This window comes from Streptomyces sp. NBC_01446 (assembly GCF_026340095.1).
Taxonomy (GTDB): Bacteria; Actinomycetota; Actinomycetes; order Streptomycetales; family Streptomycetaceae; genus Streptomyces; species Streptomyces aureus.
The window spans coordinates 2375841-2401349 of the sequence record NZ_JAPEPO010000001.1 but is presented as its reverse complement, the minus strand read 5'-3'; the positions used below and the strand labels follow the sequence as shown (position 1 = coordinate 2401349).

The window sequence follows — 25509 nt, the reverse complement described above, 5'->3', positions numbered from 1 at the left end:
CATGCTCGAGGAGGCTCTTGAGCACCTCGTGAAGGGCATCGTCGACAACCCCGACGATGTGCAGGTCGCCTCGCGCAACCTGCGCCGTGGGCGCGTACTCGAGGTCCGGGTTCACCCCGACGACCTCGGCAAGGTGATCGGCCGTAACGGCCGCACCGCGCGTGCCCTGCGTACCGTCGTGGGCGCCATCGGCGGCCGCGGTGTCCGCGTCGACCTCGTCGACGTGGACCAGGTTCGCTGAGCCGGACCAACGGTTCGGCGACAAATGAAGCACCGGCTCGGGCCGGGGAGGGCCTCAGGGCCGTCCCCGGCCCGTGGCCGTATGACAGGAGAGTTGTTCACGTGCAGCTGGTAGTCGCGCGCATCGGCCGCGCCCACGGCATCAAGGGCGAGGTCACCGTCGAGGTACGCACCGACGAGCCCGAGCTGCGGCTCGGCCCCGGTGCCGTGCTCGCCACCGACCCCGCCTCCACGGGGCCGCTGACGATCGAGACCGGCCGCGTGCACAGCGGCCGCCTCCTGCTCCGCTTCGAGGGCGTACGCGACCGTACGGCCGCCGAGGCGCTGCGCAACACGCTCCTCATCGCCGAGGTCGACCCGGAGGAACTGCCGGAGGACGAGGACGAGTTCTACGACCACCAGCTGATGGACCTGGACGTGGTCACCACGGACGGTGTCGAGGTCGGCCGGATCACCGAGATCTCGCACCTGCCCTCGCAGGACCTGTTCATCGTGGAGCGCCCCGACGGCAGCGAGGTGATGATCCCCTTCGTCGAGGAGATCGTCACCGAGATCGACCTCGAGGAGCAGCGGGCGATCATCGACCCGCCGCCCGGGCTCATCGACGACCGCGCCGAGATCGCCTCCGGCCGCGACGCGGACGACGACTCCGGCGACGACTCGGGCAAGCGCTCCGAGGCGGGCGGCGTCTGATGCGGCTCGACGTCGTCACGATCTTCCCCGAGTACCTCGACCCGCTGAACGTCTCCCTCGTCGGCAAGGCCCGCGCGCGCGGGCAGCTCGACGTACGGGTGCACGACCTCAGGGAGTGGACGTACGACCGGCACAACACGGTCGACGACACCCCGTACGGCGGCGGCCCCGGCATGGTCATGAAGACCGGCCCCTGGGGCGACGCCCTCGACGACGTGCTCGCCGACGGCTACGAGAACGGGTCCCACGGCCCCGCCCTCGTCGTCCCCACGCCCAGCGGCCGCCCCTTCACCCAGGAACTCGCCGTCGAGCTCTCCGAGCGCCCCTGGCTGGTCTTCACGCCCGCGCGCTACGAGGGCATCGACCGCCGCGTCATCGACGAGTACGCGACCCGGATGCCGGTCTACGAGGTCTCCATCGGCGACTACGTGCTGGCCGGCGGAGAGGCCGCCGTACTCGTCGTCACGGAGGCCGTCGCGCGACTGCTGCCCGGGGTCCTCGGGAACGCCGAATCCCACCGGGACGACTCCTTCGCGCCCGGCGCCATGGCCAACCTCCTGGAAGGGCCCGTCTACACGAAGCCCCCCGAGTGGCGCGGCCAGGGCATCCCCGACGTGCTGCTCAGTGGCCACCACGGCAAGATCGCGCGCTGGCGCAGGGACGAGGCGCTGCGGCGCACCACCCGCAACAGGCCCGATCTCGTGGAGCGTTGCGACCCCTCGGTCTTCGACAAGAAGGACCGCGAGATGCTCTCCATCCTGGGCTGGCGGCCGGGCCCCGACGGCCGATTTGGGCGAGACCCCGAAGCCGTGGAACAATAGGCCGCTGCTGTACGTCCAGCGTGCGCCCCTGCCACAGGGGGAACGACGCCCGCCCGACGCGATCAGCTACCGAATCCTCATTTCGAACATTCCCGCCGATGACCTGTGGCATCGGTGAAGAAAGCAGACGATCATGTCTCACCTGCTCGACTCCGTCGACAGCGCGTCGCTGCGCAGCGACATCCCGGCCTTCCGCCCGGGTGACACCGTCAACGTCCACGTCCGCGTCATCGAGGGCAACCGCTCCCGTGTGCAGCAGTTCAAGGGCGTAGTCATCCGCCGCCAGGGCGCCGGTGTCCGCGAGACCTTCACGGTCCGCAAGGTCTCCTTCTCCGTCGGCGTCGAGCGCACCTTCCCGGTGCACACCCCGATCGTCGAGAAGATCGAGCTCGTCACCCGCGGTGACGTGCGTCGCGCGAAGCTCTACTACCTGCGCGACCTGCGCGGCAAGGCCGCGAAGATCAAGGAGAAGCGCGACAACTGAGCTCGCGCACGGGGTCACAGCCGGGCCGGATAACATCTGGGCTCGATGGACACCGAAGCACAGACAACGGAACGCGATCGCGCCTCCCAACCCTCCGTACACGAGGGCGGGGAGGAGCGGTCGCGTTTCGCGTCTGTGTCGCGGACCGCGTCCTGGCTTCCCGGCGGCCGCCTGACCCTGTCGGCGCTGCTCGGCCTCGTTCTGCTGCTCCTGCTGAGCATCTTCGTGATGCAGCCCTTCCAGATCCCCAGCGGTTCCATGGAGCCCGCATTGAGGGTCGGGGACCGCGTTCTCGTAAACAAGTTGGCGTACCGTTTCGGTGCTGAGCCGCAGCGGGGCGACGTCGTGGTCTTCGACGGGACCGGGTACTTCGGTGACGCCGACTACATCAAGCGGGTCGTGGGCGTGGGGGGAGACCATGTGGTCTGCTGCGACAGCAAGGGGAGGATCGGGGTGAACGGCGAACCGGTGGACGAGAACACGTTCCTGTACCCCGGCAACACCCCCTCCGAGGCGCCCTTCGACCTCGTCGTGCCCGACGGCACTCTCTTCCTGCTCGGTGACCACCGGGGCGACTCCCGGGACTCACGCGACTACCTGGGCGCGCCCGGCGGCGGCATGGTCCCCGTGGACGAAGTGATCGGCAAGGCCCAGTGGATCGCCTGGCCGGCGGGTCACTGGGGCTCCCTGTCCCGTAACGACGTCTACGCGCGCGTGCCCGCACCCGGCGGTGCCCATGGGTAACCGCGGACGCTCCCACTCGCGCAGGGGCGGCGGCGACACCCGCCTGCCTACCGGGACGCGCCGCGCCGGCAGCACGCCGCTGCCGGGCCGTGCCGAGCGGCGCAGGCTGGCGCGCAAGGTCAAGCGACGGCGACAGCGCTCCGCGCTCAAGGAGATCCCGCTCCTCATAGGTGTGGCGCTGCTGATAGCACTCGTCCTGAAGACGTTCCTCGTCCAGGCCTTCGTGATCCCGTCCGGCTCCATGGAGCAGACGATCAGGATCGGCGACCGGGTCCTCGTCGACAAGTTCACCCCGTGGTTCGGCGCGAAGCCGCACCGCGGCGACGTCGTCGTCTTCAAGGACCCCGGTAGGTGGCTGGAGCAGGAACAGGGCACGAAGAAGGACGCCCCTGTCGGCGTCAAACAGGTGAAGGAAGGTCTCACCTGGATCGGCCTGTTGCCCTCGGACGACGAGCGCGACCTCATCAAGAGGGTCGTCGCGGTCGGCGGTGACACCGTCAAGTGCTGCGACAAACAGGGCCGCGTCACGGTCAACGGGACGCCCCTGAACGAGCCGTACATCCACCCGGGTGACGTGCCGTCAAAGTTCGAGTTCGAGGTCAAGGTGCCCAAGGGGCGCCTGTTCGTGATGGGCGACCACCGCTCCAACTCGGCTGACTCCCGTTTCCACCGAACCGAGGCCTTCAGCGGCACCGTCTCGGAGAAGTCGGTCGTCGGCCGGGCCCGTGTCATCGCCTGGCCGGTCGGTCACTGGAGCACGCTCCCGGAGCCGGGTACCTATGCGACCGTGGCCGCCGCGCAGAACAGGTCGGCCGCAGCCAGGCAACCGTCGCATAGGGTGGCCTCCGAGGATCTGAACGGATTGATCCCTCTCCCGAGCCCTGCGGAACTCCCGCTCGTTATGGGAGTGGTGGGCCTGCATCGCGTATGGGACGACAGGCGGCGGCACGGAGTGAGGAGTGGATGTGGGGGACTTGGCGGTCGGCGCACGGTCAGGGCACGGGCCCGACGAGCAGCCCGGGCGATCCGACGACGGAGCGGCAGCGGCCGCGACGGGCGCCGTGAACCTCGAGAGTGACGGCGCGGACGGCAACGGACACGCTGGTGGCCACGGCGACGGTCCAGGAGACGGCTCCGGTGGCAGCAGCCGGTCGGGCGGTCAGGCGAAGAAGCCCCGCTCCTTCTGGAAGGAGCTTCCGCTCCTCATCGTCATCGCGCTGGTTCTGGCGCTGGTCATCAAGACGTTCCTGGTGCAGGCGTTCTCGATTCCGTCGGCGTCGATGGAGAACACCCTGCAGATCGGCGACCGCGTACTCGTCGACAAACTGACGCCGTGGTTCGGCTCCGAGCCCGGGCGCGGCGAGGTCATCGTCTTCCACGACCCGGACGGCTGGCTGAAGGACGAGCCGACGGCCGAGCCGAATCCGGTGCAGCGGGTCCTCGGCTGGATCGGCCTCATGCCGTCCACGAACGAGAAGGACCTCATCAAGCGCGTCATCGGCGTCGGCGGCGACACCATCGAGTGCAACGGTACGGGACCGCTCGTGGTCAACGGCAAGGCGCTCGACGAGCCGTACGTCTACCCGGGGAACACCCCGTGCAGCGACGACAATGTGGGCGGCAAGTTCAAGGTCACCGTACCCATTGGCAAAGTTTGGGTCATGGGTGACCACCGCCAGGACTCCATGGACTCCCGGTACCACCAGCAGGACAGCAACCAGGGCTTCGTCCCCGTGGACAACGTCGTGGGCCGCGCGATCGTGGTCGCCTGGCCGCCCACCCGCTGGACGACCCTGCCTGTGCCGGACACCTTCGACCAGCCGGGCCTGAACGCCGCGATGGGAGCGGCCCCGGGGGCGCTCGGGCTCGCGGGCTCCGCACCGCTCGTGCTGTGGCGCAGGCGTCGGCTTACCCAGGGGAACACCAGGGTTTCTGAGGTGAAGACCGCCGGGTAGGGTGCCGTCCCAGATCGCCGATCTTCCGCGGCGAATCTCCGAGGCGGGGAGCAACTGGGATGAGCAGGACACGTCGTACGGACGAGGGCCAGGGTCGGCTCGGCAGCACGCTGTCGGGGTTGGCCGTGGCCCTCGGCTGTGTGCTGTTCCTGGGCGGGTTCGTGTGGGGCGCCATCGTGTACCAGCCGTACACCGTGCCCACCGAGTCGATGACGCCGACGATCGGCGCCGGCGACCGGGTCCTCGCGCAGCGCATCGACGGCAGTGAGGTCAAGCGCGGCGACGTCGTCGTCTTCACGGAGTCGGCGTGGGGCGACATGCCCATGGTCAAGCGCGTCGTCGGCATCGGCGGCGACAAGATCGCCTGCTGCGAGGCAGGCAAGCTGACCGTCAACGGCAAGGAGATTGCCGAACCGTATCTCCCCAAGGGGCAGGGCCCCTCGGCCACGGGCATCCCGACCACAACCGTGCCCCAGGGCCGCCTCTTCCTGCTCGGTGACGAGCGCAGCGGCTCCCTCGACTCCAGCGTCCACATCGGCGACTCCAGCCACGGAACGGTGCCCCGCAGCGCCGTGGCCGCCCGGGTCGACGCCGTGGCCTGGCCGATGGACGGCATGCTCGCGCGGCCCACCGGCTTCGAGGCGCTGCCGGGCGGGCTCTCCCAGCCGGGCCCCCTGAGGCTGGTCCTGGCCGCGGTGGTCGCGGGCGCCGTCCTGGTGCTCGGCGGGGCCGCGTACGGGCCGATCGCCAAGCGCGCGAGCAAGGGCCGCGGCCGGTCGCGTGCGTCGGCGGGGGAGCGGGCCCTTGCGGGCTGAGCCGCCCGGTGCCGGCCGGGAGCTGCGGAAGGTGGCACGGGTCGTACTGCTCGACCCCGACGACCGCATTCTGCTGCTGCACGGGCACGAGCCGGGGGACACCACCGACGACTGGTGGTTCACCCCGGGCGGCGGCCTGGAGGGCGACGAGACCCGCGAGCAGGCCGCACTGCGCGAGCTCGCGGAGGAGACCGGCATCACCGACGTCGAGCTCGGCCCGGTCCTGTGGCGGCGCACCTGCTCCTTCCCGTTCGACGGGCGGCGCTGGGACCAGGACGAGTGGTACTTCCTGGCCCGTACGACGGCTGCCGTGGCCGGGGCTGAGATCGCCGGGGCGGGCCTGACCGAGCTGGAACGGCGCAGCGTCGCCGGAGCACGTTGGTGGACGTGCCGGGAACTGACCGAGGCACATGAGACGGTGTATCCGACCAGGCTCGCCGGGCTGCTGGAACGGCTGCTCGACGAGGGTCCCCCGAGTCGTCCCCAAGTCCTCGACACGGAAATCGTCTAGAGGCGCACGGGGCTGACGCACAATAGGGGGACGCACGGCTGAAGGGGAACATGCCATGAGCGCCGAGGACCTCGAGAAGTACGAGACCGAGATGGAGCTGAAGCTCTACCGGGAGTACCGCGACGTCGTCGGTCTGTTCAAATATGTGATCGAGACCGAACGGCGCTTCTATCTCACCAACGACTACGAGATGCAGGTGCACTCGGTCCAGGGTGAGGTTTTCTTCGAGGTATCCATGGCGGATGCCTGGGTGTGGGACATGTACAGGCCCGCACGGTTCGTGAAGCAGGTTCGGGTACTCACGTTCAAGGACGTGAACATCGAGGAGCTGAACAAGAGCGATCTGGAGCTGCCGGGCGGGTGATCCGGAGCTGTTCGGCGGGTGATCCGGAGCCCTTGAGCTGGTGATCCGGAGCCCTAGAGCGGGTGGAGCTCGCTGGTTCGGGTGGCTGGGTTGTCCACAACCCGTGAGTAGTTCACCAAGATCCACTTCTCCGGCGCCCATGCCTCAGCGTGGGCGTCGGAGGTGGTGCCGACATGAACGCGTCCAAGGCACGCAGCGCACTCGGAAAGTACGGCGAGGAGCTGGCCGCACGGCGGCTGGCCGAGTCCGGAATGACGGTCATCGAGCGCAACTGGCGCGCGGGCAGGACCGGTGAGATCGACATCGTTGCCCGGGAGGGCGACGCCCTCGTCGTCTGCGAGGTGAAGACCCGCAGGGCGGGCGGCCCGGCCGGGTCCTTCGAGCACCCGATGGCCGCGGTCACACCCGTCAAGGCCCAGCGGCTGCGCGACCTCGCGGAGCGCTGGGTGCAGGAACACGGGGGAGCGCCACCCGGCGGTGTACGCATCGATGTGGTCGGAGTCCTTCTGCCGGAGCGCGGCGCCCCCGTCGTCGAGCATGCGCGAGGGGTGGCCTGATGGGGTTCGCGCGCACCTGCTCCGTGGCCCTCGTCGGCGTCGAGGGCGTGGTCGTCGAGGTCCAGGCCGACCTGGAGCCCGGGGTCGCCGCTTTCACGCTGGTCGGACTGCCCGACAAGAGCCTGTCGGAGAGCCGCGACCGGGTCAGGGCGGCGGTCGTTAACTCCGGCGGGGAGTGGCCGCAGAAGAAACTCACGGTGGGGCTCAGTCCGGCGTCCGTACCCAAGAGTGGCAGCGGATTCGACCTGGCCATCGCCAGCGCGGTGCTGGGCGCGGCCGAGCGGATCGATCCGCGGGTCCTCTCCGAGGTCGTGATGATCGGTGAGCTGGGGCTCGACGGCCGGGTCCGGCCCGTTCGCGGGGTGCTCCCGGCCGTCCTGGCGGCGGCCGACGCGGGCTACGAGCAGGTCGTGGTCCCCGAGTGCTCGGCCGGCGAGGCCGCGCTCGTCCCGGGTGTCTCGGTTCTCGGCGTACGGAGCCTGCGTCAGCTCATCGCGGTCCTCACGGACGAGCCGGTGCCGGACGAGCCGCCCGACGAGACCGGACGCCCCGACCCGATGCTCGCCGGCCTGAGCATTCCTGGCCAGGGCCTCGGTGTGGGCCTCGCCGGGGTGCCGCACGACGCCCACATCCTCGATCTGGCCGATGTCGTCGGCCAGCGCGCCGCACGCACGGCGATCGAGGTCGCGGCCGCCGGTGCCCATCACGTCATCCTCCAGGGACCGCCGGGTGCCGGCAAGACCATGCTCGCCGAGCGGCTGCCGCTGGTCATGCCGCCGCTCACCCGCGAGGAAGCCCTCGAAGTGACGGCCATTCACTCGGTGGCGGGCATGCTCCCGCCGGGCAAACCGATGGTCGACGCCGCCCCGTACTGCGCGCCCCACCACTCGGCGACGATGCAGTCGCTCGTCGGCGGCGGACAGGGGATGCCGCGGCCGGGCGCGGTGTCGTTGTCCCACAGAGGAGTGCTCTTTCTGGACGAGGCACCAGAGTTCAGCGGCCAGGCACTCGACGCACTGCGCCAGCCGCTGGAGTCGGGCCACGTGGTCATCGCCCGCAGTGCTGGGGTGGTGCGGCTGCCCGCCCGTTTTCTGATGGCGCTGGCCGCCAACCCGTGCCCGTGCGGCAACCACGCGCTCGTGGGCGGCGGCTGCGACTGTCCTCCGGCGGCGGTCCGCCGCTATCAGGCGCGCCTGTCCGGGCCCCTGCTCGACCGCGTCGACCTCAGGGTGGACGTGGAGCCCGTCACGCGTGCCGAGCTGACCGGGAGCGGCGCACAGGGCGAGACCACCGCCGTCGTCCGCGAGCGCGTGCGGGCCGCCAGAGAGCGGGCCGCGGCGCGGCTCGCGGACACGCCGTGGCGGACGAACAGCGAGGTGCCCGGGCACGCCCTGCGCACCCGGTGGCCCGCGGCGCCGGGGGCCATGGACGAGGTCGAGAACGACCTGGAACGTGGCTTCCTGACCGCCCGGGGCGTCGACCGTGTGCTGCGGGTGGCCTGGACCGTCGCCGACCTGTGCGGCCACGACCGGCCACGTGCGCAGGACGTGGCGCTCGCCCTTCAGCTGCGCACCGGGATCTCGCGCGGTGTGGCCGCGGTCATCGGGGGGTCGGGATGAGCGGGGCGGAGGTCTCCGACGGAATCCGGCTGGCCAGGGCCGCCCTCACCCGGATCGTCGAGCCCGGGGACGAGAGGGCGGGGCAGTGGCTCAGGGAGTTCGGTGCGGTGGACGTCGTGCGGCGCATCGTCGAGGACGGGGAGCCGCTGCCCGGGGTGAGCGAAGGCCGCTGGGCGGGGCTGCGGGCCAGGGCCGCCGGCGTGCTGCCCGAGCGTGACCTGGAGCGGGCGGCGGGCGTGGGGGCGCGCATCGTGTGCCCCGGGGACGCCGAGTGGCCGGCCCAGCTGGACGATCTCGGCGACGCGCGGCCCGTCGCCCTATGGGTGCGGGGGCGGCCCTCCCTGCGGATATGGGCGTTGCGGTCCGTCGGGGTCGTGGGGGCTCGGGCCTGCACGGACTACGGGGCGCGGGTGGCGGCGAGCCTCGGCGCGGGGCTCGCGGAGCGCGGCAGCGTCGTCGTGTCGGGCGGGGCGTACGGAGTGGACGCAGCCGCGCATCGAGGGACCCTGGGCGCGAGCGGTGCCACCGTGGCGGTCCTTGCCTGCGGGGTCGACCGGCCCTATCCGCGCGGTCATGTCCAGTTGATCGAGCGGATCGCGGAACAGGGGCTCGTTATCGCGGAGTTGCCACCCGGTGATCATCCGAGGCGGAGCAGATTCATCCTCCGAAACCGCCTGATCGCCGCGCTCACCCGGGGGACCGTCGTCGTGGAGGCCGCGTACCGCAGCGGTGCTCTCGGTACGGCACGCTGGGCGCAGCGTCTCGGCCGTCACACGATGGGGGTTCCTGGGCCGGTCACGAGCACCCGTTCGGCGGGGGTGCACGAACTGCTGCGCGGGGAAGCCGTTCTCGTCACCGACGCGGCGGAAGTCATGGAGCTGGTCGGAGACATGGGGGAGCTCGCGCCGGCGCGGCGCGGTCCCGTACTGCCGCATGACCTGCTCGCGCCGGGCGCCGCGGCGGTCCTGGCGGCGCTGCCCGCCGGCGGAGCTGTCGGGGCGGGGGAAATCGCCCGGGCCGCGGGCACGGGAGTCGACGACGCAATCGGGAGGTTGTACGAACTGCGCTCACTGGGGTTCGTCGAACGACACAGCGATGGCTGGCAGTTGACACGCCAGGCGATCCAGCCTGTCTTGCCGGAAGGAGATGATCGGTGACGGAGGGTGTTGCGCCGTCCGGATGACGGCCGAACCCCTTGGCGTTACGGGGCGTTGGCGTTTCACCCCGGTCACTTACAGCGACGGATGTGATCCCGCAAGTCGCCCAACGGAACGTATCTGCGCACGTGCGATCCCATAGTCTTCGCACACTGCGACACTGCAGTCACGCTACGCTCACCAGGATTCCGGCTCGTTCGGTTCAATCCGGAATCAGCCTGGCAACGAAGAGCAACCACGATCAGATGGGCAACCGAGCATCAGACGGTTAACTTGGGATCTTTACCATCAGTCCGGCGCCAGGCGCACAAATCACCAGTTCACGGCAGAACGGCACAAGGCGACGAATGCCCCAGCACACCTCCGGGTCTGACCGGGCTGCGGTTCCCCCCGCTGCCCGTGGCAGCGTGCGGCCTCCTGCTCCCTCTTCGCTCGAGGAGCTGTGGAGGTCATACAAGGCGACGGGTGACGGGCGATTGCGCGAGCAGCTCATCCTGCACTACTCGCCGCTGGTCAAGTACGTCGCGGGACGCGTCAGCGTCGGGCTGCCGCCCAATGTCGAACAGGCCGACTTCGTGTCCTCGGGGGTCTTCGGACTGATCGACGCGATCGAGAAGTTCGACATCGAGCGCGAGATCAAGTTCGAGACGTACGCGATCACCCGGATCCGCGGCGCCATGATCGACGAACTCCGGGCGCTCGACTGGATTCCGCGCTCCGTACGGCAGAAGGCGCGCAACGTCGAACGGGCGTACGCCACGCTCGAGGCGCAGCTGCGCCGGACTCCGTCGGAGAGCGAGGTCGCCGCCGAGCTCGGCATCAAGGTCGAGGAACTGCACGCGGTCTTCAGCCAGTTGTCCCTCGCGAACGTGGTGGCCCTGGAAGAGCTGCTGCACGCCGGCGGGGAGAGCGGCGACCGGCTCAGCCTGATGGACACGCTCGAGGACCAGTCTGCCGACGACCCAGTCGAGGTCGCCGAGGGCCGCGAGCTGCGGCGGTATCTGGCGCGCGCGATCAACACGCTGCCGGAGCGCGAGAAGACCGTGGTGACGCTCTACTACTACGAGGGCCTGACCCTCGCGGAGATCGGCAATGTGCTCGGGGTGACCGAGAGCCGCGTCAGCCAGATCCACACCAAGTCCGTCCTCCAGCTCCGTGCGAAGCTGGCCAGCTTCCGGCGCTGACGATGCGGAATCGTCCCTGCCGGGCCGTGCGTGGGGCGGGACGACTCCCGCGGCGCGCGTCCCGTCCGTAAAGTGGTGGTGTGCCAAGGATTCGAGCGGCCTCAGTGGCCGAGCACCGGTCGATGCAGCGCGGCGCCCTTCTGGACGCGGCGCGCTCCCTGCTGTCCGAGGGCGGGACGGAGGCGCTGACCTTCCCCGCGCTCGCCGAGCGCACCGGGCTCGCCCGTTCCTCCGTGTACGAGTACTTCCGGTCGCGGGCCGCGGTCGTCGAAGAGCTCTGCGAGGTCGACTTCCCCGTCTGGGCGGCGGAGGTCTCCACGGCGATGGAGCGCGCAGGTACGCCCGAGGGCAAGGTCGAGGCGTATGTGCGGGAGCAGCTCTCGCTGGTGGGCGACCGCCGGCACCGCGCCGTCGTGGCCATCTCGGCGAGCGAACTCGACTCAGGGGCGCGCGAGAAGATCCGCGCCGCGCACGGCGGCCTGGTCGCGATGATCGTCGAGGCCCTCTCCGAAATGGGCCACACGGAACCGCGCCTCGCGGCGATGCTCCTTCAGGGGGTTGTGGACGCGGCGGTCCGCCGGATCGAACTGGGCGCGGCGGAAGATCCCTCGGCGATCACCGAGGCGGCCGTGAACATGGCCCTGAGGGGCGTCAGCGGCTGATCCGGGGCGCGAGCCCTGGAGGGGGCGGCGGTGCCGGCAGCGACGGAACCGGCCCCGGTGCGGTGTCCAGCGCCGTACCGGCACCAACGCCCGACCGGACCGGCAGCAGCGGGACCAGCAGTGGTGGGTCAGCCCTCGGCGGGACCAGCGGCGGTGGGTCAGCACCGGGCGGGACCTGTCCCGGTGCCGCAGCAGCCGGGGGTACCGGCAGCAGTCGCGACGGACCTCGTCGCAGCAGTCGCGGGGGCAGCAGTGACAGCGGGTCCAGATAGGTGTCGCCCCGCAGCAAGCCCCAGTGCAGGCATGACGTAGGGCCGCAATGGTTTGTCGGGGGTTCCAGTGCGCCCAGCACCTCGCCGGGCGCTACCCGGGCGCCCTTCTTCACCGATGGCGTCACCGGTTCGTACGTAGTTCGCAGCGGTGGGTCGCCCGTTCCGGACAGTTCCACCGCCACCACCCCTCTGCCCGCCACGCGCCCCGCGAAGGACACGCGGCCGCGCGCCACCGCTCTGACCGGGGAGCCGACGGGCGCGGCCAGGTCCACGCCGCGGTGGCCCGCCCCGTACTCCGTCGCCGGAGGGGCCCAGCCCCGTACGATCGAGGGCCTCGTCCCCACCGGCCAGGCGGCGCCCACGGCGGGTACCGGCGGGGGCGGCACGAGGCCCGCCAGCGCCGCGGTCATCGTCAGCATCAGCATCAGTCGCATGCACTGAACGGTCCCGTCCCGACGCGATCCGCGGGGATCATGGACCGGAACTGTGGACTACCGACCGGTTGTGGACAGCGGCGTCACCCGGCACCCCGCGGGTCCCGTACACTTCTGATGGCGATCCGGGTCACCGGATCGACTTCGCACGCCCCAACACCAGTTCATTCGTGACGGTGTCCGCGCTCCTCGGTCCCTCGTGGCACAGCGCGCGGGGCGTCAGGCGCGACAGCAATCCTGCGGTCGCGGCAACCGAGAACCCAAGGAGTACGGCCATGGCCGTCGTCACGATGCGGGAGCTGCTGGAAAGCGGCGTCCACTTCGGTCACCAGACCCGTCGCTGGAACCCGAAGATGAAGCGCTTCATCTTCACCGAGCGCAACGGCATCTACATCATCGACCTGCTCCAGTCGCTGTCGTACATCGACCGCGCCTACGAGTTCGTCAAGGAGACCGTCGCCCACGGCGGCACGGTCATGTTCGTCGGCACGAAGAAGCAGGCGCAGGAGGCGATCGCCGAGCAGGCGACCCGCGTCGGCATGCCCTACGTCAACCAGCGCTGGCTGGGCGGCATGCTCACCAACTTCTCGACCGTCTACAAGCGTCTGCAGCGCCTCAAGGAGCTTGAGCAGATCGACTTCGAGGATGTGGCCGCGTCCGGCCTCACCAAGAAGGAGCTGCTCGTCCTCTCCCGCGAGAAGGCCAAGCTGGAGAAGACCCTCGGCGGTATCCGCGAGATGTCCAAGGTGCCCAGCGCCGTCTGGATCGTGGACACCAAGAAGGAGCACATCGCGGTCGGTGAGGCCCGGAAGCTCAACATCCCGGTCGTCGCCATCCTCGACACCAACTGTGACCCGGACGAGGTCGACTACAAGATCCCGGGCAACGACGACGCGATCCGCTCCGTCACCCTGCTCACCCGCGTGATCGCCGACGCCGTCGCCGAGGGCCTCATCGCCCGCTCCGGTGCCGCCACTGGCGACCAGAAGCCGGGCGAGAAGGCCGCGGGCGAGCCGCTCGCCGAGTGGGAGCGCGACCTGCTCGAGGGTGAGAAGAAGGCCGACGAGCAGCCGGCCGCCGAGGCTGAGGTCCAGACCTCCGCCGAGACGGAGAAGGTCGCCGACGCCGAGGCCGAGGTCGTCACCGAGGTTGCCACCGAGGCTGTCGCCGAGGCTCCGGCCGCGGACGCCGAGCAGGCCTGAACCTCACCGGTTCGGTAGTTGACGGCGGGGGCCGAGTCGGCCCCCGCCGTTCACCCGTAGATCTTTCAGACTTCGAGAGAGAATTCCAGGATCATGGCGAACTACACCGCCGCTGACGTCAAGAAGCTCCGCGAGCTCACGGGCGCCGGCATGATGGACTGCAAGAAGGCGCTCGACGAGGCCGACGGCAGCGTCGACAAGGCCGTCGAGGCCCTGCGCATCAAGGGCCAGAAGGGCGTCGCCAAGCGCGAGGGCCGCTCCGCCGAGAACGGCGCCGTGGTGTCCCTCATCGCCGACGACAACACCTCCGGTGTCATCCTCGAGCTGAAGTGCGAGACGGACTTCGTCGCCAAGGGTGAGAAGTTCCAGGCCGTCGCGAACTCCCTCGCCGCGCACGCCGCCAAGACGAACCCGGCCGACATCGCGGCGCTCCTCGCGTCCGAGATCGAGCCCGGCAAGACCGTCCAGGCGTACGTCGACGAGGCCAACGCCAACCTCGGCGAGAAGATCGTCCTGGACCGCTTCGCCCAGTTCTCCGGCGCGTACGTCACCGCGTACATGCACCGCACCATGCCCGACCTGCCCCCGCAGATCGGTGTTCTGGTCGAGCTGGACAAGGCCGACGCGGACCTCGCCAAGGGCATCGCGCAGCACATCGCCGCCTTCGCGCCGAAGTACCTCTCCCGTGAGGACGTTCCGGCCGAGGTCGTCGAGTCCGAGCGTCGCGTCGCCGAGGAGACCACGCGCGCCGAGGGCAAGCCCGAGGCCGCGCTCCCGAAGATCGTCGAGGGTCGCGTCAACGGCTTCTTCAAGGAGGCCACCCTCCTCGGTCAGCCGTACGCGCTGGACAACAAGAAGTCCGTGCAGAAGGTCCTGGACGAGGCCGGTGTCATCCTGAAGCGCTTCTCGCGCATCAAGGTCGGCATCTGAGTCCGTACCGCGACAGCCGGAAGACACCGCTAGGGTCGACGAGATCCCAGTAGGGTCGACAGCAGTCTCCCGCGTACGCCGCCACGCGCGCGTGCGCGTCGGGCGACCGCAGATGTGACGAGGAGGCCATTGCCGAGCATGGGATGCGAACAACACCCCACCGGCAGTGGCCTTCTTTGTATGTGTGCCAAGTAAAGAGGCGAGATCACCATGACCACCACCAAGGCCGACAAGGGCGACAAGAGCGACGACGGCAAAGGCGCGGGGCGCTTTTTGCTGAAGCTGTCCGGCGAGGCGTTCGCCGGTGGCGGGGGTCTGGGCGTCGACCCCGACGTGGTGCACAAGATCGCCCGTGAGATCGCGGCCGTCGTGCGCGACGGCGCGCAGATCGCCGTCGTCATCGGCGGCGGCAACTTCTTCCGCGGCGCCGAGCTCCAGCAGCGCGGCATGGACCGGGCCCGCTCCGACTACATGGGCATGCTCGGCACCGTCATGAACTGCCTCGCGCTCCAGGACTTCCTGGAGAAGGAGGGCATCGACAGCCGCGTGCAGACCGCCATCACCATGGGGCAGGTCGCCGAGCCGTACATCCCGCTGCGCGCCGTGCGTCACCTGGAGAAGGGCCGCGTCGTCATCTTCGGCGCCGGTATGGGCATGCCGTACTTCTCCACCGATACGACCGCCGCCCAGCGCGCCCTGGAGATCGACGCCGAGGCGCTGCTCATGGGCAAGAACGGGGTGGACGGGGTCTACGACTCCGACCCGAAGACCAACCCCGAGGCCGTGAAGTTCGACGCGCTTAGCTACGGCGAGGTCATCACCCGCGACCTCAAGGTCGCCGACATGACCGCGATCACCCTGTGCCGCGACAACAAGCTGCCCATCCTCGTCTTCGAACTGCTCGCCGAGGGCAATATCGCGCGAGCGGTCAAGGGTGAGAAGATCGGCACGCTCGTGGGCGACCACGGAACGCGGGCCTGACACGCCCCCCCCCCGCCAGGGGATGGACAATGTCCTGCCGGTCGGACACCGTGCAGGAAAGACACACGACGCAGCCGGCCGCCCTGGGCGCATGCCGGGCCTCACTCAAGACACGCAGGAGCAAGTGGTGATCGAAGAGACCCTCCTCGAGGCCGAGGAGAAGATGGAGAAGGCCGTCGTGGTCGCCAAGGAGGACTTCGCCGCGATCCGCACCGGCCGTGCGCACCCGGCGATGTTCAACAAGATCGTGGCGGACTACTACGGCGCGCTGACCCCGATCAACCAGCTGGCCTCGTTCTCCGTGCCCGAGCCGCGGATGGCCGTGGTGACCCCGTTCGACAAGAGCGCGCTGCGCAACATCGAGCAGGCGATCCGCGACTCCGACCTCGGTGTCAACCCGAGCAACGACGGCAACATCATCCGTGTGACGTTCCCGGAGCTGACCCAGGACCGCCGCAAGGAGTACATCAAGGTCGCCAAGACCAAGGCCGAGGACTCCAAGATCTCGATCCGCTCCATCCGCCGCAAGGCCAAGGAGACGATCGACAAGCTCGTCAAGGACGGCGAGGTCGGCGAGGACGAGGGCCGCCGCGCCGAGAAGGAGCTCGACGACACCACCGCGAAGTACGTCGCCCAGGTGGACGAGCTGCTCAAGCACAAGGAAGCCGAGCTGCTCGAGGTCTGAGGAATCCGTGAACGACTCTTCCTGGGGAGCGCCGACCGGAGCCGGGTACTGGGGGCCGCCCCACCAGGGGCCCTCGGGGGCTTCCCCGGCGGGTCCCGCGTACGAACAGCATGCGGTTGAGGAGACTCGGCCCATGCCCATCGTGCCCGAAATGCCCGACGTACCCGCCGGTGGTCGTGACCAGGACGACGATCGGGGGGCTGCTCGGCCGAGCGGTCCCCTGTTCCGCGACGAGTCGCCGGGCGGGACGCAGCACGAGCAGCCTCAGAGGCCCCAGCATGAGCAGCCTCAGGGGACCCGGCACGAGCAGCCGCACGGGAACTCTCCGTACGATCAGCCGCGCGGGGAACAGCACGAACCGCAGCATCCGACACAGCATCAGACGCATCGCCAGACGCCGTATGTGACGCCGCACGAGGCGCAGCACGAGAGCCGGCAGGAGCCCATGCCAAGCGCCGCACAGCCCGCCCCCGCACCGCCGAAGAAGAGCGCGGGCCGTGACCTCGGGGCAGCCATAGGAGTCGGGGTGGGGCTCGGCGCGGTGATCGTCGCCTCGCTCTTCATCGTCAAGGCCGTGTTCATCGGCGTGATAGCAGTGGCCGTCGTCGTCGGCCTCTGGGAGCTCACCTCGCGGCTCGAGGAGCGCAAGGGCATCAAGGCGCCCCTCGTGCCGCTCGCGATCGGCGGCGCGGCGATGGTCGTCGCCGGATACGTCCGCGGCACCGAGGGCGCCTGGGTGGCGATGGCGCTCACCGCGCTCGCGGTCCTGGTCTGGCGCATGACGGAGCCCCCCGAGGGCTACCTCAGGGACGTCACGGCCGGTGTCTTCGCCGCGTTCTACGTACCGTTCCTCGCGACCTTCGTGGCGCTGATGCTCACCGCGGACGACGGGCCGCAGCGCGTCCTGACGTTCCTGCTGCTCACGGTCGTCAGTGACACCGGCGCGTACGCGATCGGCTGGCGCTTCGGCAAGCACAAGCTCGCCCCGCGCATCAGTCCCGGCAAGACCCGCGAGGGCCTGGTCGGCGCGGTGACGTTCGCGATGGCCGCCGGCGCGCTGTGCATGCAGTTCCTGATCGACGACGGTGCCTGGTGGCAGGGTCTGCTGCTCGGGCTCGCGGTCGCGGCCAGCGCCACGCTCGGCGACCTCGGCGAGTCGATGATCAAGCGCGACCTCGGGATCAAGGACATGGGCACGCTTCTCCCCGGGCACGGCGGGATCATGGACCGCCTCGACTCGCTGCTCCCGACGGCGCCGGTGGTCTGGCTGCTCCTGGTGATCTTTGTCGGGGCCGGCTGACCGGCCCGAAAATCCTGGCCGGCCTGCGCGGATTCAAGCGACGGGCTCGTTGTCCGCAGGGCGGCGGGCCTGTTGTCGGATGCCTGCGACACCGAAAGGGTCATGCCTGGGCCCGAAGAGCTGGTGGTGATCCGGTGACAACAGGCCCTCTACCTGCACGTTTGGTGTGTGGAGGACCTGTTGCGTGTCACTGGGCCGTCAGGCTCGCGGGGAATGGGCGGGACCAACCGGTCGTACGCGTTCCTCGTGCGCTCCTGACTCGACGGCGTGAGGTGGGCGTGCACCCGCAGAGTCAGCGCCGGTCGGTGTGCCCAAGGTACTGACCGACGGCCTTGATGCTCTCGCAGGCGTCCAGCAGAGCGGACGCCAGCGGGACGAGGCCGCCATCGCCGGCCCGATTCCGACGGGCCGGCGATGGTGGTGTCACCACTCGTCGTGGTCGTGGATCACCCGGAAACTGCCCACGACCCCGTCGTCGACGAAGACGCCTCCCTGGCCGCCCTCTTGGCCGGTTCGGGGCGCGACTCCATAAGTAGCGCCGTAGGGGCCGACCGTGGCCACCGGCGCTCCGTTGTCGCAGTTGAACCCGCGGTAGACCTCAACGGTCGCGTCGCTGTCGTTGTCGATGCTGAAACTGGTTGAGCCCAGCCCGCTGGCAGCGGGGATGCAGCCCTCCATGCGGCCGGAGTACGTCCGTTCGTTGAACTGGATTCTTCCCTCCTTCTTGCCGCCGTAGCCACGGTCACGGTCCTCGTGGCCACCGTCCTCGTGGCCACGGCGCTCGTTCCCCCTGCCGCCATTGCCGTCAGTGCTGTCGGTACCGCGGGGAGCCGTCGCGGGGGCGGCCTGCTTGACGGGCGGGGCGGCCCGCTTGGCCGGCGGTGCGTCCCGCTTGGCCTGCGGTGCGGCTTGCTTGGCCGGTGGGGCGGCCTGGGTCGATTCGGACTGCGCGGCATAGGTGATGCCGGTGGCAAGGACCGCTGCGCCCACCGCGGCGGCGGACACGGCAAAGATTCGCGTGGGCATGTCACTCCTCCCTGTCTCAGAGATGCCAGCTGGACAGCCGACCTGCAACGAACGTAATAATCGGCTCATCGGCTGTCATTTCAGGGCATCTCAACGTGTGACATCAGGCTGCCGAGTGAGTGGAATTCCTGCGGAAAGTGCATATCTCAAAGTTTTCTGACATAGCGCCAGAATCCGGTTTCAGGCGAGACCGCAGTGCAGCCGGGATGGCAGGCGGTACGGCCCGACTGCCGCCCATCCGACGGCAGCGGGCCGGGCGGGGGCCGGGATGCCGAGATCGCCGGCATAGGGACAGCTCGGTCGGATGGCCGATCACGTCGGGCCTCCCTCACCTCGGGCCTGCCGTCGCAGTTCCACGCGCTCCGCGGGGCTGAGGGGGTAGGCCGCCAGTCGCACGGAGAGGCGGTACAAGCGGCGTCGCAGTGCGGTGCGGCCCGGTTGCTCGGCGAGCCGCTCGTATGTGACGGCCCACTCGCGCTGTGTGTTCAGAACGTCGTCAGAGATGGGGTAGTCCATGTCTCGAATTAGAGCGCGTGTTCGATTTTCTGGGCAAGTGGACTCATCGGACTCCGGCCGGACGTCCACGGCTCCGCCCCGCCGCGTGCGGGGTGGCCTCAGGCGTGAGGTGGCCAGTAGCCCGCCGACCTGCACAGATGCTGCCGCGTCAGCCGAGAGGCCGGGCCGTCTGTGGGCCGTCCAAGGGTGGCCTGCGACATGACGACCAGCGACGGCCACCCCTCACTTCTTGGCCTCCAGGTCACTCGAGTGGATCTGCGACACTGGAAGGGTTATGCCTAAGCCCGGAGAACTCACTTTCGTTGCCCCGCGCGGAGCCAAGAAGCCGCCGCGGCACCTCGCCGACCTCTCGCCCGCCGAGCGGAAGGAGGCCGTCGCCGCGATCGGTGAGAAGCCGTTCCGCGCCAAGCAGCTGTCGCAGCACTACTTCTCGCGGTTCGCGCACGACCCCGCGGAGTGGACCGACATCCCCGCCGGCTCGCGCAGCAAGCTGCAGGAGGCGCTGCTTCCGGAGCTGATGACGGTCGTCCGGCATCTGTCGACCGACGAGGACACCACCCGCAAGACCCTGTGGCGGCTCTTCGACGGGACGCTCGTCGAGTCCGTGCTGATGCGCTACCCGGACCGGGTCACCATGTGCATCAGCTCGCAGGCCGGCTGCGGAATGAACTGCCCGTTCTGCGCCACGGGACAGGCCGGCCTCGACCGGAACCTGTCGACGGGCGAGATCGTGCACCAGATCGTCGACGGCATGCGCGCGCTGCGCGACGGCGAGATCCCGGGCGGCCCGGCGCGCCTGAGCAACATCGTCTTCATGGGCATGGGCGAGCCGCTGGCCAACTACAAGCGGGTCGTCGGCGCCATCCGCGCGCTCACCGACCCCGAGCCGGACGGCGTCGGCCTCTCGCAGCGCGGGATCACCGTCTCGACCGTCGGTCTGGTCCCCGCCATGCACCGGTTCGCCGACGAGGGACTCAAGTGCCGCCTCGCCGTCTCGCTGCACGCCCCCGACGACGACCTGCGCGACACCCTCGTCCCGGTCAACACGCGATGGAAGGTCCGCGAGGTCCTCGACGCGGCGTGGGAGTACTCCGAGAAGTCGGGCCGCCGCATCTCCATCGAGTACGCGCTCATCCGGGACATCAACGACCAGGCCTGGCGTGGCGACCGGCTCGGCCGCCTACTCAAGGGCAAGCGCGTCCACGTCAACCTGATCCCGCTGAACCCGACCCCGGGCTCGAAGTGGACGGCCTCGCGCCCCGAGGACGAGAAGGCGTTCGTCGACGCCATCGCGGCCCACGGCGTGCCGGTCACCGTCCGCGACACCCGTGGCCAGGAGATCGACGGGGCGTGCGGTCAGCTCGCCGCCACCGAGCGGTAACCTGACTGGCGTACGTACATCTTCTTACATCTTCATATTCCGACAGGGGAGCGCCACAGCGCTGAGAGTGCGGCATCGGCCGCAGACCCTCTGAACCTTGCCCAGGTCATTCTGGGTAGGAAGTTCGGTCGCCACTCAAGCTGTTGTGCCCTGCCCGGGATTCGTCCGCGATCCCGGGCAGGGCCGCGTCTCTTCCTGGTCACCCAGGAGGGAACTTAAGTGAGCACCATCATCAAGGCCACGGCCGTCGCCGTGGCGGCCGGTCTCGGACTCGTCACGCTCTCCGCGTGCGGGGGATCCGACTCCGGCAAGGACTCGGCGGACTCCAAGACCGTCACCCTCGTCAGCCATGACTCCTGGGCCGTGTCCAAGAACGTGCTCAAGGACTTCGAGAAGCGCTCCGGCTACAAGGTCACGGTCCTGAAGGACGGTGACGCGGGCGAGGCCGTGAACAAGGCCATCCTGTCCAAGGAGAACCCGCAGGGCGACGTCCTTTTCGGCGTCGACAACACACTCCTGTCGCGCGCCCTCGACAACGGCCTCTTCCAGCCGTACGAGGCCGAGGGCCTGGAGCAGGTGGGGACCGAGTACCAGCTCGACAAGGACAAGCACCGGGTCACCCCGATCGACACCGGCAACATCTGCGTCAACTACGACAAGAAGTACTTCGCCGATCACAAGCTGACGCCGCCCGCCTCGTTCGACGACCTCGCCAAGCCCGCGTACAAGAACCTGCTGGTCACGGAGAACGTGTCGACGTCGTCACCCGGCCTCGGCTTCCTGCTGGGCAGCGCCGCGCAGTACGGCGACAACGGCTGGCAGGGCTACTGGAAGAAGCTCGAGGCCAACGGCGTGAAGGTCGTCGACGGCTGGGAGCAGGCCTACAACGAGGAGTTCTCGGGCTCCGCCGGTGGCAGGAAGGCGGGCGGCGACCGGCCGCTCGTCGTGTCGTACGCGTCGTCGCCACCGGCCGAGGCGATCTACTCGGACCCGCAGCCGAAGACCGCCCCGACCGGGGTCGCGACCGGCACCTGCTTCCGCCAGACCGAGTTCGCCGGCCTGCTGAGCAACGCGAAGAACGAGAAGGGCGGCAAGGCGCTCCTCGACTTCCTCATCGCGAAGGAGTTCCAGCAGGACATGCCGCTGAACATGTTCGTGGACCCGGTGACGAAGGACGCGGTCCTGCCCGCTGATTACGCGAAGTACGACGTCAAGGTCGATGCCCCGAAGACCATGGCTCCGAAGAAGATCGCCGACAACCGTGACGCCTGGGTCAAGTCGTGGACCTCACTCGTACTGAAGTAACGCGCCCCGGAGGACCTCCGGCAGAGCGCCCGGTAAAGCACCCGGTAAAGCCTCAGGCGGAGCCCCGTAAGGGTCGTCGGCGCGGGAGCGCGGCGCGGCTCGGCCTGATGGCCGTGCCCGTCGCGTTCTTCGGGATCTTCTTCGCCTATCCGGTCGCGGCGATCGTCTCCCGCGGCCTGAAGGCGGGCGGCCACTGGCAGTTCGGGCGGATCGCCGACGTGCTCGGGCAGTCCGACATCCGGCACGTCCTGTGGTTCACGACCTGGCAGGCGGTCGCCTCGACCGTGCTCACACTGTTGATCGCGCTCCCCGGCGCGTACGTCTTCGCGCGCTTCGAGTTCAGGGGCAAGCAGATTCTGAGGGCCGCCGTCACCGTGCCGTTCGTGCTGCCGACCGTCGTCGTCGGCACGGCGTTCCTGGCGCTGGTCGGCCGCGGCGGGCTGCTCGACGGCCTGTGGGGGGTACGCCTCGACACCACGGTGTGGGCGATCCTGCTCGCCCATGTCTTCTTCAACTACGCCGTCGTCGTGCGCACCGTCGGCGGACTGTGGTCGCAGCTCGACCCGCGGCAGGAGGAGGCCGCCCGGATGCTGGGCGCCTCCCGCTGGACGGCGTGGCGGAAGGTGACGCTGCCCGCGCTCGGGCCGGCCGTCGCGGCCGCCGCGCTGATGGTCTTCCTCTTCACGTTCACGTCGTTCGGCGTGGTCCAGATCCTCGGCGGGCCGACGTTCTCCACTCTTGAGGTGGAGATCTACCGGCAGACCGCGCAGATCTTCGACCTCGCCACGGCGGCCGTCCTCACGATCGTGCAGTTCGCCGCCGTAGGGATCATCCTCGCCGTGCACGCCTGGAGCGTGCGCCGGCGGGAGAGCGCGCTGCGCCTCGTCGACGCGGCGCACACCGCCCGGCGCCCGCACGGCTCGGGCCAGTGGGCGCTGCTCGCCGGGGTGGTCGCCACGGTCGCGGTGCTGATCCTGCTGCCGCTCGGTGTGCTGATCCAGAGGTCCTTCGAGGGGCCGGACGGCTTCGGGCTCGCCTACTACAAGGCGCTCACCTCGTCCGACAGCGGTGTGTTCCTGGTGCCGCCGATCGAGGCGATCGGGAACTCCCTCACGTACGCGCTCGCCGCCACCGCCATCGCGGTCGTGATCGGCGGACTCGCCGCCGCGGCCCTGACGCGGAGGGCCGGCCGTCTCGTACGGGGCTTCGACGCGCTCCTCATGCTGCCGCTCGGCGTCTCCGCCGTCACCGTCGGCTTCGGCTTCCTGATCACTCTGGACAAGCCGCCCCTCGACCTGCGCGGGACCTGGATCCTGGTTCCGCTGGCCCAGGCCCTCGTCGGGGTGCCCTTCGTCGTCCGCACCATGCTGCCGGTCCTGCGCGCGGTCGACGGGCGGCTGCGCGAGGCCGCCGCCGTCCTCGGTGCCTCGCCGCTGCGGGCCTGGCGCGAGGTCGATCTGCCGATGGTACGCAGGGCCCTGCTGATCGCGGCAGGGTTCGCGTTCGCCGTGTCGCTCGGCGAGTTCGGGGCGACCGTCTTCATCGCCCGCCCGGACCACCCGACCCTGCCGGTCGCCGTGGCGCGGCTTCTCGGCCGAGCCGGTGACCTCAACTACGGGCAGGCGATGGCCCTTTCGACCATTCTCATGGTGGTGTGCGCGGTGTCGCTGCTGCTGCTCGAACGCATCCGCACGGACCGTACGACGGGGGAGTTCTGATGGCCCTGCTGACCCTGGACGACGCGACCGTGCGGTTCGGCGGTCCGTCCAGAACGGCGCATGCTGCGCTCGACCGGGTCGATCTGGAGGTCGCCGAGCACGAGATCGTGTGCGTGCTCGGCCCCAGCGGCAGCGGCAAGTCGACGCTGCTGCGGGTCGTGGCCGGGCTCCAGGGGCTCGACGGGGGCCGCGTGTTCCTCGACGGCCGTGACCAGTCGGGCGTACCCGCGCACCGGCGGGGCGTCGGCCTCATGTTCCAGGACCACCAGCTGTTCCCGCAGCGCGACGTGGGCGGCAATGTCGCCTTCGGGCTGCGGATGCACGGCGCCGTACGCTCCGAACAGCAGGACCGCGTACGGGAGTTGCTGGCACTCGTCGGGCTGCCCGGAGCTGATGGGCGCGCCGTGGCCTCGCTGTCCGGCGGCGAGCAGCAGCGCGTCGCCCTCGCCAGGGCGCTCGCCCCGCGACCCCGTCTGCTCATGCTCGACGAGCCGCTCGGCCAGCTCGACCGCTCGCTGCGGGAGCGTCTGGTCGTCGAACTCAGGGAACTCTTCGGCGCGTTGGGTACGACCGTGCTTGCCGTGACGCACGACCAGGGCGAGGCCTTCGCGCTCGCCGACCGCGTCGTGGTGATGCGCGACGGACGGATCGCCCAGTCCGGTACGCCACTTGAGGTCTGGCAGCACCCGGCCGACGAGTTCGTGGCGCGCTTCCTCGGCTTCGACAACGTGGCCGACGCCACGATCGTCGGGGAGGCGGCCGACACGCCTTGGGGAAAGGTGCCCGTGCCCGCGGGGTCCCCGCAGGGCCGCGGCGCCAAGATCCTGGTGAGGCCCGCGGGCGTACGCCTCGTGCCCGCCGCCGAGGCCCGGTCGACGTGCACGGTCACCGCGCGCACCTTCCGTGGCACGCATGTCGCCGTGCACCTCCAGGCCACGGGAGCGCCCCGCCTCGAAGCGGCCTGCGCGCTGCGGGACGCGCCGGAGCCGGGGGACGAGGTCGGGGTGGCGTTCGACGCGGGCGAAATCGTGGTGCTGGACGGTGCTGCTCCCGCATAGGGTCCGGCACATGACCGACACCGCTGCACTCGCGCCCTCACCTGCCCCAGGACTCCTGACGCATGACCGCTACTGCGACGAAATCATCGCCCAGACCGCCCTGTTGACGGACCATCTGGCGGGCGCCGACCTTTCGGTGACGGTGCCGACGTGTCCTGACTGGACCCTGCGCGACCTCGCCCTCCATGTGGGCCGAGCCCACCGCTGGGTCGAGACGATCGTTCGGACCAGGACCACCGGTCCGGTCTCGGAGGAGCAGGTGCCGCACTTCACCGGCGGCGACGACCCGGCCGCCCTCGCCGACTGGCTCACGGAGGGGGCCGCGCTGACCGCCGGCGCGCTGCGCGCCGCGGGTCCGGACACAGCCGTATGGACCTGGGCCTGGGAGCACTCCACCGGATTCTGGGCCCGCCGCATGACCCATGAGACCGTCATCCACCGCGCGGACGCGGCGCTCGCGGCGAAGACCGACTACGACGTGGTGCCCGAGATCGCGGCCGACGCGGTCGACGAATGGCTGCAGATCGTCCAGTACACCCAGGGGGCGGACCCGTCGGACAACGCGGCGGAGCTGCGCGGCGGCGGGCGCAGTCTGCACCTCCACGCCACCGACGCACCGGCGGAGCTGAACGCCGAATGGCTGGTCGAGCTGGGCGAGGACGGGTTCACCTGGCGCCGCGGCCACGAGAAGGCGACCGTCGCCCTGCGGGGGCCGCTGACGGATGTGCTGCTCGCGTTCTATCGGCGCGCGCCCCTCGACGGCGGACGCGTGGAGGTCCTGGGGGAGCGGGAGCTGCTGGACTTCTGGCTGGAACGGGCGACGTTCGGGTAGCCCGGGCCCGGCTTCCGGACCGTCCGCCAAAGAGTCCGGCCCGAGTTCAGCCCGCCGAAGAGC

General features: G+C 69.9%; 27 protein-coding genes, 1 pseudogene and 1 riboswitch. Of the genes and pseudogenes, 25 read left to right on the top strand and 3 right to left on the bottom strand.

What is annotated here, in order from left to right; all coding sequences use genetic code 11:
* Position 1 precedes the first annotated feature (1 nt).
* The 15 genes from OG456_RS10600 to OG456_RS10530 all read left to right on the top strand — a co-directional run bounded on the left by OG456_RS10600 (position 2) and on the right by OG456_RS10530 (position 11806).
* Positions 2–241 (top strand): RNA-binding protein, encoded by a 240-nt coding sequence (locus OG456_RS10600; RefSeq protein ID WP_014176063.1) that lies wholly within the window; start codon positions 2–4, stop codon positions 239–241.
* 101 nt (positions 242–342) lie between these two features.
* Positions 343–933, top strand: a complete 591-nt coding sequence (rimM, locus tag OG456_RS10595) for a ribosome maturation factor RimM (RefSeq protein ID WP_266559558.1) — start codon at positions 343–345, stop codon at positions 931–933.
* Positions 933–1754, top strand: a complete 822-nt coding sequence (gene trmD / locus OG456_RS10590) for a tRNA (guanosine(37)-N1)-methyltransferase TrmD (RefSeq protein ID WP_266559551.1) — start codon at positions 933–935, stop codon at positions 1752–1754. The genes rimM and trmD overlap by 1 nt, the downstream gene beginning before the upstream one ends.
* Positions 1755–1887: 133 nt before the next feature.
* A complete protein-coding gene (rplS, locus tag OG456_RS10585) occupies positions 1888–2238 on the top strand; it encodes a 50S ribosomal protein L19 (protein ID WP_054235359.1) in 351 nt (116 codons plus the stop codon).
* A 45-nt stretch (positions 2239–2283) separates the two neighbouring features.
* Positions 2284–2982 carry a signal peptidase I gene (gene lepB / locus OG456_RS10580; RefSeq protein WP_266559547.1) on the top strand — a complete coding sequence of 233 codons (699 nt, stop codon included), beginning with the start codon at positions 2284–2286 and terminating at the stop codon, positions 2980–2982.
* Positions 2975–4060 carry a signal peptidase I gene (lepB, locus tag OG456_RS10575; RefSeq protein WP_266559545.1) on the top strand — a complete coding sequence of 362 codons (1086 nt, stop codon included), beginning with the start codon at positions 2975–2977 and terminating at the stop codon, positions 4058–4060. Before lepB (OG456_RS10580) ends, lepB (OG456_RS10575) begins: the two co-directional genes overlap by 8 nt.
* The gene (gene lepB / locus OG456_RS10570) at positions 3948–4937 is read left to right on the top strand and encodes a signal peptidase I (protein WP_266559543.1); all 990 of its coding nucleotides are present in this window, start codon (positions 3948–3950) and stop codon (positions 4935–4937) included. Before lepB (OG456_RS10575) ends, lepB (OG456_RS10570) begins: the two co-directional genes overlap by 113 nt.
* A gap of 59 nt (positions 4938–4996) precedes the next feature.
* Complete coding sequence (gene lepB, locus OG456_RS10565) at positions 4997–5752, top strand: signal peptidase I (RefSeq protein WP_266559541.1); 756 nt, start codon at positions 4997–4999, stop codon at positions 5750–5752.
* Positions 5753–5774: 22 nt separating this feature from the next.
* Positions 5775–6263, top strand: coding sequence for an NUDIX hydrolase (locus tag OG456_RS10560; RefSeq protein ID WP_323136399.1), 489 nt, complete (start codon positions 5775–5777; stop codon positions 6261–6263).
* Positions 6264–6318: 55 nt separating this feature from the next.
* Positions 6319–6627, top strand: a complete 309-nt coding sequence (locus OG456_RS10555) for a DUF2469 domain-containing protein (protein ID WP_003965949.1) — start codon at positions 6319–6321, stop codon at positions 6625–6627.
* 173 nt (positions 6628–6800) lie between these two features.
* Entirely contained in the window at positions 6801–7184 is a 384-nt protein-coding gene (locus OG456_RS10550) for a YraN family protein (protein ID WP_266559537.1), read from the top strand.
* Positions 7184–8803: a YifB family Mg chelatase-like AAA ATPase gene (locus OG456_RS10545; protein WP_266559535.1), complete on the top strand. Its 1620-nt coding sequence runs from the start codon at positions 7184–7186 to the stop codon at positions 8801–8803. The genes OG456_RS10550 and OG456_RS10545 overlap by 1 nt, the downstream gene beginning before the upstream one ends.
* Complete coding sequence (gene dprA, locus OG456_RS10540; protein ID WP_266559533.1) at positions 8800–9960, top strand: DNA-processing protein DprA; 1161 nt, start codon at positions 8800–8802, stop codon at positions 9958–9960. Before OG456_RS10545 ends, dprA begins: the two co-directional genes overlap by 4 nt.
* A 347-nt stretch (positions 9961–10307) precedes the next feature.
* Positions 10308–11144: an RNA polymerase sigma factor WhiG gene (gene whiG, locus OG456_RS10535; protein ID WP_266559531.1), complete on the top strand. Its 837-nt coding sequence runs from the start codon at positions 10308–10310 to the stop codon at positions 11142–11144.
* Between the two features lie 104 nt (positions 11145–11248).
* Positions 11249–11806, top strand: coding sequence for a TetR/AcrR family transcriptional regulator (locus OG456_RS10530; protein ID WP_266559529.1), 558 nt, complete (start codon positions 11249–11251; stop codon positions 11804–11806).
* 202 nt (positions 11807–12008) lie between these two features.
* Here the strand turns inward: OG456_RS10530 and OG456_RS10525 are convergent.
* Positions 12009–12488 (bottom strand): annotated as a pseudogene (locus tag OG456_RS10525) (peptidoglycan DD-metalloendopeptidase family protein); the annotation flags it as partial.
* A gap of 299 nt (positions 12489–12787) precedes the next feature.
* Between OG456_RS10525 and rpsB the strand changes: the two are divergent.
* The 5 genes from rpsB (at position 12788) to OG456_RS10500 (ending at position 17610) form a co-directional block, all read left to right on the top strand.
* On the top strand, positions 12788–13714 hold the full coding sequence (gene rpsB / locus OG456_RS10520) for a 30S ribosomal protein S2 (RefSeq protein WP_266559528.1): 927 nt from the start codon (positions 12788–12790) through the stop codon (positions 13712–13714).
* 93 nt (positions 13715–13807) lie between these two features.
* Positions 13808–14644, top strand: coding sequence for a translation elongation factor Ts (gene tsf / locus OG456_RS10515; RefSeq protein WP_266559526.1), 837 nt, complete (start codon positions 13808–13810; stop codon positions 14642–14644).
* A gap of 210 nt (positions 14645–14854) precedes the next feature.
* Positions 14855–15625: a UMP kinase gene (pyrH, locus tag OG456_RS10510; protein WP_100595086.1), complete on the top strand. Its 771-nt coding sequence runs from the start codon at positions 14855–14857 to the stop codon at positions 15623–15625.
* Positions 15626–15752: 127 nt separating this feature from the next.
* Positions 15753–16310, top strand: a complete 558-nt coding sequence (frr, locus tag OG456_RS10505) for a ribosome recycling factor (protein ID WP_093780078.1) — start codon at positions 15753–15755, stop codon at positions 16308–16310.
* Positions 16311–16317: 7 nt separating this feature from the next.
* Positions 16318–17610, top strand: coding sequence for a phosphatidate cytidylyltransferase (locus OG456_RS10500; RefSeq protein ID WP_266559520.1), 1293 nt, complete (start codon positions 16318–16320; stop codon positions 17608–17610).
* A 423-nt stretch (positions 17611–18033) separates the two neighbouring features.
* Here OG456_RS10500 and OG456_RS10495 read toward each other — a convergent pair whose 3' ends face one another.
* On the bottom strand, positions 18034–18636 hold the full coding sequence (locus OG456_RS10495) for a hypothetical protein (RefSeq protein ID WP_266559518.1): 603 nt from the start codon (positions 18634–18636) through the stop codon (positions 18034–18036).
* 312 nt (positions 18637–18948) lie between these two features.
* Entirely contained in the window at positions 18949–19152 is a 204-nt protein-coding gene (locus OG456_RS10490) for a hypothetical protein (RefSeq protein ID WP_266559516.1), read from the bottom strand.
* Between the two features lie 274 nt (positions 19153–19426).
* Between OG456_RS10490 and rlmN the strand changes: the two genes are divergently transcribed.
* From rlmN to OG456_RS10465, 5 genes are all read left to right on the top strand, one after another.
* Positions 19427–20533, top strand: a complete 1107-nt coding sequence (gene rlmN / locus OG456_RS10485; RefSeq protein ID WP_266559514.1) for a 23S rRNA (adenine(2503)-C(2))-methyltransferase RlmN — start codon at positions 19427–19429, stop codon at positions 20531–20533.
* Between the two features lie 34 nt (positions 20534–20567).
* Positions 20568–20673: riboswitch (TPP riboswitch) on the top strand.
* An 88-nt stretch (positions 20674–20761) separates the two neighbouring features.
* Positions 20762–21838, top strand: a complete 1077-nt coding sequence (locus tag OG456_RS10480; protein ID WP_266569140.1) for a thiamine ABC transporter substrate binding subunit — start codon at positions 20762–20764, stop codon at positions 21836–21838.
* Positions 21839–21945: 107 nt separating this feature from the next.
* Complete coding sequence (locus tag OG456_RS10475) at positions 21946–23556, top strand: iron ABC transporter permease (RefSeq protein ID WP_266559512.1); 1611 nt, start codon at positions 21946–21948, stop codon at positions 23554–23556.
* Positions 23556–24614 carry an ABC transporter ATP-binding protein gene (locus OG456_RS10470; protein ID WP_266559510.1) on the top strand — a complete coding sequence of 353 codons (1059 nt, stop codon included), beginning with the start codon at positions 23556–23558 and terminating at the stop codon, positions 24612–24614. The genes OG456_RS10475 and OG456_RS10470 overlap by 1 nt, the downstream gene beginning before the upstream one ends.
* A gap of 10 nt (positions 24615–24624) precedes the next feature.
* Positions 24625–25446: a maleylpyruvate isomerase family mycothiol-dependent enzyme gene (locus OG456_RS10465; protein ID WP_266559508.1), complete on the top strand. Its 822-nt coding sequence runs from the start codon at positions 24625–24627 to the stop codon at positions 25444–25446.
* Positions 25447–25509: the final 63 nt, after the last annotated feature.

Coding starts and splice junctions, on each gene's coding strand:
- OG456_RS10600 (WP_014176063.1), top strand. CDS start 2: ATGCTCGAGGAGGCTCTTGAGCACCTCGTGAAGGGCATCGTCGACAAC.
- trmD (WP_266559551.1), top strand. CDS start 933: ATGCGGCTCGACGTCGTCACGATCTTCCCCGAGTACCTCGACCCGCTG.
- rplS (WP_054235359.1), top strand. CDS start 1,888: ATGTCTCACCTGCTCGACTCCGTCGACAGCGCGTCGCTGCGCAGCGAC.
- lepB (WP_266559547.1), top strand. CDS start 2,284: ATGGACACCGAAGCACAGACAACGGAACGCGATCGCGCCTCCCAACCC.
- lepB (WP_266559545.1), top strand. CDS start 2,975: ATGGGTAACCGCGGACGCTCCCACTCGCGCAGGGGCGGCGGCGACACC.
- lepB (WP_266559541.1), top strand. CDS start 4,997: ATGAGCAGGACACGTCGTACGGACGAGGGCCAGGGTCGGCTCGGCAGC.
- OG456_RS10555 (WP_003965949.1), top strand. CDS start 6,319: ATGAGCGCCGAGGACCTCGAGAAGTACGAGACCGAGATGGAGCTGAAG.
- OG456_RS10550 (WP_266559537.1), top strand. CDS start 6,801: ATGAACGCGTCCAAGGCACGCAGCGCACTCGGAAAGTACGGCGAGGAG.
- OG456_RS10545 (WP_266559535.1), top strand. CDS start 7,184: ATGGGGTTCGCGCGCACCTGCTCCGTGGCCCTCGTCGGCGTCGAGGGC.
- dprA (WP_266559533.1), top strand. CDS start 8,800: ATGAGCGGGGCGGAGGTCTCCGACGGAATCCGGCTGGCCAGGGCCGCC.
- whiG (WP_266559531.1), top strand. CDS start 10,308: ATGCCCCAGCACACCTCCGGGTCTGACCGGGCTGCGGTTCCCCCCGCT.
- rpsB (WP_266559528.1), top strand. CDS start 12,788: ATGGCCGTCGTCACGATGCGGGAGCTGCTGGAAAGCGGCGTCCACTTC.
- tsf (WP_266559526.1), top strand. CDS start 13,808: ATGGCGAACTACACCGCCGCTGACGTCAAGAAGCTCCGCGAGCTCACG.
- pyrH (WP_100595086.1), top strand. CDS start 14,855: ATGACCACCACCAAGGCCGACAAGGGCGACAAGAGCGACGACGGCAAA.
- OG456_RS10495 (WP_266559518.1), bottom strand. CDS start 18,636: ATGCCCACGCGAATCTTTGCCGTGTCCGCCGCCGCGGTGGGCGCAGCG.
- OG456_RS10490 (WP_266559516.1), bottom strand. CDS start 19,152: ATGGACTACCCCATCTCTGACGACGTTCTGAACACACAGCGCGAGTGG.
- rlmN (WP_266559514.1), top strand. CDS start 19,427: ATGCCTAAGCCCGGAGAACTCACTTTCGTTGCCCCGCGCGGAGCCAAG.
- OG456_RS10475 (WP_266559512.1), top strand. CDS start 21,946: ATGGCCGTGCCCGTCGCGTTCTTCGGGATCTTCTTCGCCTATCCGGTC.
- OG456_RS10470 (WP_266559510.1), top strand. CDS start 23,556: ATGGCCCTGCTGACCCTGGACGACGCGACCGTGCGGTTCGGCGGTCCG.
- OG456_RS10465 (WP_266559508.1), top strand. CDS start 24,625: ATGACCGACACCGCTGCACTCGCGCCCTCACCTGCCCCAGGACTCCTG.